A 10,428-nucleotide genomic window follows, 5' to 3' on the forward strand; every position below is an offset into this window, starting at 1 on the left:
GGACGGGCGGCCGGTGGTCCGGGCCGGTGGACCCTGGGAGGGGTCAACCGGCCCGGCGACAGGAGTCGGCCGGTCCCACCCAGGTCGGGCTGGACCAGGCCCACTGGTCGTTCACCTGCCGGACCCGCACGTGGTAGAAGTCCCCGTCGCCGTCCGGGCGTTCGTCGGTCAGCTCGAAGTCGGCGGTGGCCTCCCGGTCGGGCACGGCCCGGTCGAAGCGGTAGGCGCCGGAGACGAACCCGCCGGTGAAGCCGGTCCGCGCGCCCGCCAGGAGCTCGCCGACGGCGTGGGCCGTCTCGACGCCGTTGACGACGGCGACCAGCCGCGTCCGCGCGTCGCCCTCGACCCGCAGGGAGAAGCCCTGGGTGCTGTCGGTGGCCGTGTTGGGGTTGCCGTCGGTGACGGTCCGCAGCCGGACCTCGCCCGGCCCGGTGCGCTCCCAGGCGGAGGGCCGGTAGGTGTCCGGCTCGGCCTCGGCCGGCGCGACCGTCTCCGGGCCGCGCAGCCGGGGCTGGACGTCCAGCAGCCGGCCGCCCTCCACCCGCAGCCGGACGTCCCACCGGACCTGCTCGCCGCGCCGGCCCCAGCCGACCGCGAAGCCCAGGGTGCCGGTGAAGGCGTCCTGGGCGCCGGCCCCGGCGAGGAGTTCGGGGCGGCTGACCCGGTGTACCGGGACGCCGTTGCGCAGCACCTCGACGTGGTCGAGCGCGTCCCGGCCCCGGACGGTGACCGTGATCCGGCGCCGGTCGGCGGAGGCGGCCTCGGCGCCCATCGGCGCGCCGTTCACGGAGGTGGCGAGCAGGATGCGGTCGCCGGTGATCGCGTAGGTGCGGCGCTGCTGGACGGCGTTCCAGATCCCGTCGCGGGTCAGCTCCGGGGCCCAGACCGCCACCTGGCCGTGTCCGTGGCTGCCGGGGAAGGCGCTGTGGTGGTCGGTGGAGCCGATCAGCCCGAAGCGGTGGCCCAGGCGCAGGCCGTGGACGGCCGTACCGGCGGCGGCGCGCGGGCCCATGGTGTGCAGGTAGGTGCGCGGCGCCTCGTCGGACTCGGCGCAGCCGTGCATCGACACCATCTCCACCACCGGGGAGAACTCCTCGGTGTAGGAGGCCCAGTCGATGCCGCGGCGGGCCGGCCCGTAGCCGATGTGGTGCGGCAGGGCCCAGGTCCGCACGCCCCGCGCGGCGAGCGTCCGGAGCCGGGCGCGCAGGGCGTCCAGGTCGGCCGCCCGGATGATCTCGCCGCGCGGGCCGTCGAAGTACACGCAGTGGTCGCCGTACGCGAGGCTGTGCCACTCGAAGGACTGGAAGGTGACGAAGCGGCCGTCCTCGTGGGCGGCGGCGGTGACGTCCTGGACGTGGTCCCAGAGCCGGGCCAGCCGGGCGAAGCCCTCGGTGTGGTAGTCGACCAGGCTCGCCAGCTCGGGGGTGCGTTCGGGCAGGTCGGGCCACCAGCCGTGGCCGGTGACGCTGGCGAAGTCGAGCTGGAGCCGGGCGTTGGCGTAGGCGTCCTCGATGCTCCCGTGGCCGTAGCTGATGCCGCAGTGGTTGTGGAGGTCGCCGACGTACAGGCCCAGGCCGGCGTAGCCGGGCGCGTCGGTGGTGGGGGCGGTCATCGGGGTGGGCTTCCTCGGGTCGCGGGCGGCGATGTTTGATCGACTGTGAGAAGAAGCTAGCCGCGATCTCCCGGGGGTGGTCAAGGGTCAGGGGTTCGGTGTCGTGTGATCGCCATCGGGCGAAACATGGGCTTCACAGAAGATCGGCTGGTGGAGGCGGTGAGGTGCAGGTCGGCGGGTCGGGCAATGCCGTCCACGGCCTGCTCAGACTTTTGATCGATCTGATAGAAACTTCTCCGATGCCCTGACGATCACCTGACGATGCCCTGGCGATCCCCCGCCTCCCCTCCCCCCCGAAGGACGGTCCCGATGCCGAACTCCGCCCCGCCCGCCGCACCCGACCTGGGCGGCTCCCACCTCGTCCGCGCCCCCGAACGCCCCGAACCGGGCTACTGGGCCGGCTGCCCGAGCGTCCGCTACGAGCCGGACCTCGACCGCTTCCTGCTCACCTACCGCGAGCGCCGTCCACGCGGCACGACGGACGGGCCCGACCGGGGCTGGCGCTGCGCCGTCGCCGAGAGCACCGACGGCATCGCCTTCGACGACCTGTGGTCGGTGCGGCGCGACGAGCTCGACTCCCCGTCGATGGAGCGCTTCGCCCTGCTGCCCCGCGCGGACGGCTACCTGCTCCACCTCAGCTACGTCGACCCGGCCGACAACCGCTGGCGGGTCGACGCCCTGCGCGCCGACTCCCCCGGATCCTTCGACCTCGCCACCCGCACCCCCGTGCTCACCGCCGCGAGCACCGGCACCGAGGGCGTCAAGGACCCGTACCTGCTCGACACCGGGGACGGCGTCCACCTGTTCACCACCGTCTCCCGCGCCCGGCCGTTCACCCCCGAGGAGCGGTCCCGCGCCCACGCCGACGCCGACATCCACACCACCGGCCTCACCGTCCAGCCCACCACGCTCGCGGTGTCCCCGGACGGGCTGCGCTTCACCGCCCCGCCCGGCCGGGCCGCCGAGGCCCTGGACGTCGGCCCGGCCGGCGCCTGGGACGGCTACGAGTCCCGGATCACCGCCGTCCTCCCGGACGGCCGGGGCGGCTGGCTCGCGCTCTACGACGGCTCGGCCGACGCCGCCGGCAACTACGAGGAGCGCTGCGGCCTCGCCGCCTCCGCCGACCTGCGCGAGTGGCGGCGCCTGACCCCGGACGGGCCCTGGCTGGACGTCCGGTACGCCGACCTCGTCCCCGCCCGCGGCCGCTGGTACCTCTACTACGAGCAGAGCCGCCCGGACGGTGCCCACGAGCTGCGGGTGGCGGTCCTCGACGAGTTCGCCGGAGTCCGCCCCGACGGCAGCCCCGACGGCAGCCCCGCCACGAGCTCCGCCGCGCCGGCCCGCGACTGACCGGCGGGCCGAAGGCCGGCCCCGGCGGCGGGCCGACGCCCGGGCCGTCGCGCGCGCCGGTTCACCCGCCCGAGGCGGCGGCCTCCGCCAGGGCGTCCAGGACCGGCCGGATCAGCGGGTGGCCGTCGGCGCCGGCCCGGACGGCGGCGAAGACCCGGCGGGTGGCGAGCTCGCTGTCCACCGGGCGCACCGCCACCTGCCCGAGGTCCACGCCGCGCAGCGCCGAGCGCGGCACCAGCGCCACCCCGAGGCCCGCCGAGGCGAGCGCGACCACGGCCCGGAAGTCGTCGGAGGAGTGCAGCAGCCGGGGCTGGAACCCGGCGTGCTCGCAGGCCAGCAGCACCACGTCATGGCAGGGGTTGCCCGGGTACGGGCCGATCCAGGGCTCGTCGGCGAGCGCGGCGACGGCCAGCGGGCCGGACTCGGCGGCCAGCCGGTGGCCGAGCGGCAGCACGGCCTCGAAGGGCTCGGCGTACAGCGGCACCCGGGTCAGCCGGGCGTCGTCGGCGCGCGGGGCGCCCCGGTACTCCACGGCCACCGCGAGGTCGGCCCGGCCGTCCAGGACCATCGGCAGGCTGGCGTCGCCCTCGGCGTCCAGCACCTTGAGCCGCACCCCGGGCGCGCGTCCGGCGAGCAGGCCGACGGCGGGTGCGAGCACCGAGGCGATGGCGGTGGCGAAGGAGGCGACGGTGACCTCCCCCGAGACGCCCGCGCTGTACGCGGCGAGGTCGGCCTCGGCCCGCTCCAGCTGGGCGAGCACCACGTCGGCGTGGCCGAGCAGGATCTCCCCGGCCGCGGTCAGCCGCACGCCCCGGCCCTCCCGGGCGAGCAGGTGGTGGCCGGTCTCCTGTTCCAGGGCGGCCAGCTGCTGGGAGACCGCGGAAGGGGTCAGGTAGAGGGCGGCCGCCGCGGCGGTCACGGTGCGGTGGTCCGCCACGGCCCGCAGGGTCCGCAGCCGTCGTGCGTCGATCACGGGCCAATTCTGCCAGCGCGGCGCGGCCGTCCGTCCGGGGAGTCCGGAAGAGCGGCGTCGGCGGTTTCGGCCGCGGGTACCGCCGAGAGCGCATTTCCGGACGAGATCCGTCCCGGTCGTTGACCGCCCGCCGGGCCCGGCGCTTGGCTCTGTCCCACCGGGCCGCGGGGGTCGAGGGCCCGGGACCGTCATCAGGGGAGGATGATCCATGACCACCGCACGCACCCGCCGCCGGCTCGCCCGTACGGCCGCCGTCCTGGTCGCCGCCGCCGTGGCCGGCGCCGCGATGCCCGCCGCCGAGGCCAGGCCGCCCAAGGGCGACACCGCCCGGGTCAGCGAGGGCCCCAAGGGCGAGTCGTTCCACGGCGAGTCCTTCGCCCTCGGGCTGAGCGGCGACGGCCGGCTGGCCCTGTTCTCCTCCTGGGCGACCGACGTGCTGCCGGGCGGCGCCGGCTCCGCGGGCGACGTCTACGTCCGGGACCTGCGCAACGGCCACCTGGAGCGGGTCAGCGTCGCCGACGACGGGTCCTCGCTGGACGGTGGCAGCTACACCGGGGCGATCAGCGGCAACGGCCGGTACGTGGTGTTCGTCAGCTACGCCGGCAACGTGGTGCCCGGGCAGGTCAAGCACCCGACCGACGTCTTCGTCCGGGACCGCTGGACCGGCCGCACCGAGCTGGTCACCGCCGGCGACGGCACCTCCGGAGCGGGCGACGACCAGAGCATCCGCAACACCCTCGACACCGCCATCAGCTTCGACGGCCGCTACGTGGTCTACGCCTCCGACCGCACCGACCTCGCCCCCGGCGTGCACCGCGGCAAGTACAACGTCTTCGTCACCGACCGCTGGACCCACACCACCCGGCTGGTCACCACCGGCGCCGACGGCACCGCGGCCGACAACAACTCCTACCGCCCGACGATCAGCGCGGACGGCGGCGTCATCGGCTTCAACTCGCGGGCGGGCAACCTGCTCCCGGCCGACCGGACCCCGCCCGCCGCCCTGGCCGCGGACGCCGCCGGAACCCCCGACACCGCCGACACCACGCCGGCCCCGCGGACCGCCACCACCGCCGCCGGCCTGGCCACCATCCGCAGCTACCCGTACTACGTCTGGGACGCCCGCACCGGGAAGACCGCCGCCGCCAGCTACGACGAGGCCGGCGAGTTCACCGCGGCCGGCACCGACGGACGGATCAGCCCGTCCGGCCACTACGCGACCTACACCGTCTTCGAGGACGGCGGCCGCCCCGGCTCGCACGGCGTCCACACGGACGTCTACGTCCGCGAGCTGGCCACCGGGAAGACCACCAAGGTCAGCAAGCCGCTGTCCGGCGGCACCAACCGCGACTCCTCCTCCGACCCGGTGATGCCGCTCGACGACCGCTGGGTGTACTTCGCGTCCGATGTCGCCGATCTGGTCCCCGGCGACACCAACGGGACGGCCGACGTCTTCCGCCACGACCTGGAGACCGGTCGCACCGAGCGGGTCACGCTCACCGCGGACGGCTCGCAGACCGACACCGACGCCCGCTTCCCGCAGGTCGACGCCGACAACACGACGCTGTTGTTCAGCGCCCACGACGGCAATCTGGTGCCGGGCGTCACCAACACCGCCATGGACGTCTTCCGGCGCCGCCTGTGAACCCTTGATTCCCTTGCGGGATACGCCTGTTGACGTATTTCCCGACGGGATCACCCCCGGCCGTTGACCACCGGCCCTCCCGACGGTTGGCTCTGCGAGAGCCCGCCGCCGGGAGGGAGCCCGGTCGGGTGATCACAGGGGAGGACGACCCATGACCACCGCACGCACCCGCCGCCGGCTGGCCCGTGCCGCCGCCGTCCTGGCGGCCACCGCCGTGGCCGCCGCCGCGATGCCCGCCGCCGAGGCCAAGCCGCCCAAGGGCGACACCGCCCGGATCAGCGAGACCGCCAAGGGCGAGCCGCTCAACGGTCCGTCGAGGGCGCTCGGGCTGAGCGACGACGGCCGCTTCGCGCTGTTCGCCTCGGCCGCCACCGACCTGCTGCCCGGCGCCGGCACCCCGAACACGGACGAGGTCTACGTCCGGGACCTGCGCAACGGGAAGGTCGAGCGGGTCAGCGTCGCCGCCGACGGCTCCCGGCTCAACGCCCCCACCTCGGACGCCTCGATCAGTGGCGACGGCCGCTACGTGGCCTTCAGCACCAGCGCCACCAACGTCGTCCCCGGCCAGGTGGCGCACCCCAGCGACGTCTTCGTCCACGACCGCTGGACCGGGAGCACCGAACTGATCACCGCGGACGCCCCCGGCAGCGGGAGCGGGAACGACGGCTACTCCGACCACCCGACCCTGAGCCGGGACGGCCGCTACGTCGCCTACGCCTCCAGCCGCACCGATCTCGCCCCGGGCCAGAGCGGGCGCTACTTCAACGTCTTCTTCGCCGACCGCAGGACCGGCACCACCAGGCTGGTCACCCCCGGGACGGACGGCGAGCCCGCCAATAACACCTCGTACAACCCGATGATCAGCGCGGACGGCTCCACCATCGGCTTCGCCTCCCGGGCCGGCAACCTGCTGCCACAGGCCCCGGTCCCGACCGACCCCTCCGTCCCCGAGCCGGCCGCCGAGCCCGCCGCCGAGCCCGCCGACGGCTCGGCGCCCCTGTCGGCCCCCCGCTTCTACCCCTACTACGTATGGAAGGCCGACACCGGCACGATCTCCGGCGCCAGCGTGGACGACGAGGGGTGGCTGCGCGGCGTCAGCGTCGGAGCCCGGCTCAGCCGTGACGGGCGCTACGCCCTCTTCGGCCTGCCCGTCCGCCTCGCGCCCGACTCCTACCGCTACCGGATGGACCTGTACGCCAGGGAGCTCGCCACCGGCAGGCTCACCCAGTTGAACGCCTTCCTGCCGGGCACCACCACCACCGAGAGCGCCTACCACCCCGTCCTGGCCGACGGCCGCTGGGCGTACTTCGACTCCGCCGCCGACAACCTGGTGCCCGACGACACCAACGGCGTCAGCGACGTCTTCCGCCGCGACCTGTGGACCGGGCGGATCGAGCGGGTCAGCCTCACCCGGGAGGGCGGCCAGAGCAACACCGCCGCCGAGAATCCGCAGGTCCACGAAGGCGGCGACACGGTCCTCTTCGACGCCGGGGACGGCAACCTGGTCCCCGGTGACACCAACGGCGCCACCGACGTCTTCCTGCGCCGCCTGTGATGACCTGATTCCCGTTCCGCACGAGTCCGTTGACGATTTTTCCGCCGAGACCGCACACAGACGTCGCCCCCGGCCCTCCCGGCGACCGGCTCCTGCCGAGGAGCCCGTCGCCGGGAGGGAGCCCGGCCGGGCGACCCCAAGGGAGGACGATCGATGACCACCCCACGCACTCGCCGCCGGCTGGCCCGTGCCGCCGCCGTCCTGGCAGCCACCGCCGTGGCCGGCGCCGCGATGCCCGCCGCCGAGGCCAAGCCCCCCAAGGGCGACACCGCCCGGGTCAGCGAGACCGCCAAGGGCGAGCCGCTCAACGGTCCGTCGTGGGCGCTCGGGCTGAGCGACGACGGCCGCTCCGCGCTGTTCAGATCGGCTGCGACCAACCTGCTGCCCGGGCCCGGCACCCCGAACACGGACGAGGTCTACGTCCGGAACCTGCGCAACGGGCACCTCGAACGGGTCAGCGTCGCCGCCGACGGCTCCCGGCTCAACGCCCCCACCTCGGACGCCTCGATCAGCGGCGACGGCCGCTACGTGGCCTTCAGCACCACCGCCACCAACGTGGTGCCCGGCCAGCCGGCCCACGGGAGCGACGTCTTCGTCCGGGACCGCTGGACCGGACGCACCGAACTGGTCAGCGCCGCCGCCCTGCCCGGCACCGACGACCAGAGCCTCGCGGAGGCCGTCAGACCCAGCATCAGCGGGAACGGCCGCTACGTCGCCTACGCCTCCAACCGCACCGACCTCGCCCCCGGCATCGACACCCGCGGCAGGGACAACATCTACGTCACCGACCGCTGGACCCACACCAGCCGGCTGGTCACCGTCGGTGCCACCGGCACGGCCGCCGACCGGGATTCCCTCAATCCGGTGATCAGCGCGGACGGTTCCACCATCGCCTTCACCTCCAAGGCCCGGAACCTGCTCCCGGCCGACCCGGACCCCGCCGACGGCGGGTCCGTACCCGAGGCGCCCGGGCTGGCGGGCGGGCCCCGCTTCTACCCCACCTACGCCTGGAAGGCCGCCACCGGAACGATCGTCGGCGCCAGCCTGAACGAAGCCGGGCAACTCGACGCCAGCAACTACGGCCGAATCAGCCCGGACGGCCGCTACGCCGTCTACAGCCTCCCGACGGACGCCGCCGGTATGCCCGGCCACGGCGGCGCCCGGTTCGACCTGTACGTCCACGAGCTGGCCACCGGCAAGGTCACCCCGGTCAACCCCGAGGTGTCGGGCAAGGAGCCGAAGGGCCACACCACCGGCGGTGTCATGACGGCCGACAGCCGCTGGGTCTACTTCGAGTCCGGCATCGACTTCCTGGTCCCCGGCGACACCAACGGCTTCCAGGACGTGTTCCGCCGGGACCTGTGGACGGGCCGGATCGAACGAATCAACCTCACTCGGGACGGCGGGCAGAGCGACACCCCGGCCGGCGACCCGTTCGTGGACGCGAGCGGCGACACGGTGATCTTCGGCTCCGACGACGGCAACCTCGTGCCGGGAATCACCAACGACTTCCATGACGTCTTCCTGCGTCGCCTGTGATGGCCTGACTCCCTTGCCGTATAGGTCAGTTGACGTATTTTGCGCCAAGCTCACCCCGGCCCGTTGACCCACCGCCCCTCCCGGCGATTGGCTCTCCGGGAGCCCGTCGCCGGGAGGGAGCCCGGCCGGGCGATCACAGGGGAGACACCTATGACCCGTACCACCCGGACGACCCGCAACCGCCTGCTGTCAGGCGGCGGTGCCGTCCTGGCCGCCGCCGTCGCACTCGCCGTCGCCGCCGCCCCGGCCCAGGCCGACGCGGCGCCGCGCGGCACCACCCAGGTCAGCGTCGGCCTGAACGGCACCGCGCCCGACGACCAGGCCTGGAGCAAGGGCCTCAGCGCGAACGGCCGCTACGCCCTGTTCACCTCCTGGGCCCAGAACCTGGTGTCCCAGCCCTCGAAGAGCCGCAACGACGCCTTCGTCCGGGACCTGCGCACGGGCCGCACCGAGCGGGTCAACCTGGCCGACGACGGCAGCGCGCTGGACGGGTCCACCGACTACGTCGCGATCAACGGCAACGGCCGCTTCGTCGCCTTCGAAAGCGACGCCCCGAACGTGGCGTCCGGCGCCCAGGTCCCGGGGCGCGAGGAGCTCTACGTCCGCGACCGCAAGACCGGCCGCACCGAGCTGATCAGCCGCTCGCTCGCCGGCGCCACCCCCGACACCGACAAGTACCACTCCTCGTACGCGCCCTCGATCAGCGCCGACGGCCGCTGGGTGGCCTTCGTCTCCTCCCGGAAGGACCTCGTCCCGGAGACCGCCGAGCCCGAGCCCGAGTCCGAGCCCACGCCCTCGCTCACCAGGCCCTACACCTGGAAGTACAACGTCTACCTCACCGACCGCCGGACCGGGACGACCCGGCTGGTCTCCCACGACCTGGACGGCAAGCCGGGCGAGAGCCTGTCGCTCCACCCGACGATCAGCGCGGACGGCCGCACGATCGGCTTCTCCTCCCTCTCCGCCCTCCTTCCGCACGAGGACCCCCAGGAACCGGCGGCGGCCGACGTGGACCTCGCCCCGGGCGCCGCCGCCCCGCTGCCCGCCGGACAGCAGTCACTGACCTCGCACCCGACGATCGCGCACTACTACACCTACGACGCGGCCACCGGGAAGCTCTCCGCCGCGAGCCTGAACCCCGACGGCACGTTCGCCCTGGCCGGCTTCGACGCCACGATCAGCCCCGACGGGCGGCGCGCCGTCTACGCGCTGCCCGAGCCCGGCGGCTCGACCGGCGGCCACCACTACCACCTGGTGCTCCACGTCCGGGACCTGAGGACGGGAGCGGTGACGAGGGTCAGCGGCGGCCTGCCCGGGACCAGCTCGATCCGCTCCTCCGGCGACCCCTCGATCACCGCCGACAACCGCTGGCTCTACTTCGACTCCGCCGCCGACAACCTGGTGCCCGGCCCCCAGCACCCGGGCTGGGACGTCTACCGCCAGGACCTGCGCACCGGCCTCACCGAGCGGGTCGCGACCACCCCGAACGGCTCGCCCGGCAACGGCTCCTCGCAGACCCCCTTCGTGGACGCCTCCGGCCGCACCGTCCTCTTCGGCTCGACCAGCACCGACCTGCTGGCCGGGGCGGCCGCCCCGGCCGGCGACAGCTCCCAGGTCTTCGCCAAGGCCACCGGCCGCCACCAGGGCGACGGCGACGACCAGGGCGAGGACCAGGACGACTGATCCCCGACGGAACCACGGAACCACGACGGGGGCGGGACACCGGCGGAGGCCGGCGTCCCGCCCCCGTCGAG

General features: G+C 74.4%; 7 protein-coding genes. 5 read left to right on the forward strand and 2 right to left on the reverse strand.

The features are described 5' to 3' along the window. Window positions 1–43: 43 nt before the first annotated feature. Window positions 44–1,612: a DUF3604 domain-containing protein gene (locus tag ACFRAR_RS05100; RefSeq protein ID WP_380694908.1), complete on the reverse strand. Its 1,569-nt coding sequence runs from the start codon at window positions 1,610–1,612 to the stop codon at window positions 44–46. A gap of 309 nt (window positions 1,613–1,921) precedes the next feature. Between ACFRAR_RS05100 and ACFRAR_RS05105 the strand changes: the two genes are divergently transcribed. Then, a complete protein-coding gene (locus ACFRAR_RS05105; RefSeq protein ID WP_380694910.1) occupies window positions 1,922–2,962 on the forward strand; it encodes a hypothetical protein in 1,041 nt (346 codons plus the stop codon). 61 nt (window positions 2,963–3,023) lie between these two features. Here the strand turns inward: ACFRAR_RS05105 and ACFRAR_RS05110 are convergent, their stop codons facing one another. After that, window positions 3,024–3,935 (reverse strand): LysR family transcriptional regulator, encoded by a 912-nt coding sequence (locus tag ACFRAR_RS05110; protein WP_380694912.1) that lies wholly within the window; start codon window positions 3,933–3,935, stop codon window positions 3,024–3,026. Window positions 3,936–4,143: 208 nt separating this feature from the next. Here ACFRAR_RS05110 and ACFRAR_RS05115 point away from each other — a divergent pair, with 208 nt between their 5' ends. The 4 genes from ACFRAR_RS05115 (at window position 4,144) to ACFRAR_RS05130 (ending at window position 10,357) form a co-directional block, all read left to right on the forward strand. Then, on the forward strand, window positions 4,144–5,580 hold the full coding sequence (locus tag ACFRAR_RS05115; protein ID WP_380694914.1) for a hypothetical protein: 1,437 nt from the start codon (window positions 4,144–4,146) through the stop codon (window positions 5,578–5,580). Window positions 5,581–5,731: 151 nt separating this feature from the next. Beyond that, window positions 5,732–7,135, forward strand: a complete 1,404-nt coding sequence (locus ACFRAR_RS05120; RefSeq protein WP_380694916.1) for a hypothetical protein — start codon at window positions 5,732–5,734, stop codon at window positions 7,133–7,135. A 153-nt stretch (window positions 7,136–7,288) separates the two neighbouring features. After that, complete coding sequence (locus tag ACFRAR_RS05125; RefSeq protein ID WP_380694918.1) at window positions 7,289–8,674, forward strand: TolB family protein; 1,386 nt, start codon at window positions 7,289–7,291, stop codon at window positions 8,672–8,674. 150 nt (window positions 8,675–8,824) lie between these two features. Next, window positions 8,825–10,357 carry a TolB family protein gene (locus tag ACFRAR_RS05130; RefSeq protein WP_380694920.1) on the forward strand — a complete coding sequence of 511 codons (1,533 nt, stop codon included), beginning with the start codon at window positions 8,825–8,827 and terminating at the stop codon, window positions 10,355–10,357. The last annotated feature ends 71 nt before the right edge of the window (window positions 10,358–10,428 follow it).

It is taken from the genome of Kitasatospora sp. NPDC056651 (assembly GCF_042792155.1).
Taxonomy (GTDB): domain Bacteria; phylum Actinomycetota; class Actinomycetes; order Streptomycetales; family Streptomycetaceae; genus Kitasatospora.

Bases quoted from the DNA above. Each gene is read 5' to 3' on its own strand.
- ACFRAR_RS05100 (WP_380694908.1), bottom strand. From the start codon at position 1,612: ATGACCGCCCCCACCACCGACGCGCCCGGCTACGCCGGCCTGGGCCTG.
- ACFRAR_RS05130 (WP_380694920.1), top strand. From the start codon at position 8,825: ATGACCCGTACCACCCGGACGACCCGCAACCGCCTGCTGTCAGGCGGC.
- ACFRAR_RS05120 (WP_380694916.1), top strand. From the start codon at position 5,732: ATGACCACCGCACGCACCCGCCGCCGGCTGGCCCGTGCCGCCGCCGTC.
- ACFRAR_RS05115 (WP_380694914.1), top strand. From the start codon at position 4,144: ATGACCACCGCACGCACCCGCCGCCGGCTCGCCCGTACGGCCGCCGTC.
- ACFRAR_RS05105 (WP_380694910.1), top strand. From the start codon at position 1,922: ATGCCGAACTCCGCCCCGCCCGCCGCACCCGACCTGGGCGGCTCCCAC.
- ACFRAR_RS05125 (WP_380694918.1), top strand. From the start codon at position 7,289: ATGACCACCCCACGCACTCGCCGCCGGCTGGCCCGTGCCGCCGCCGTC.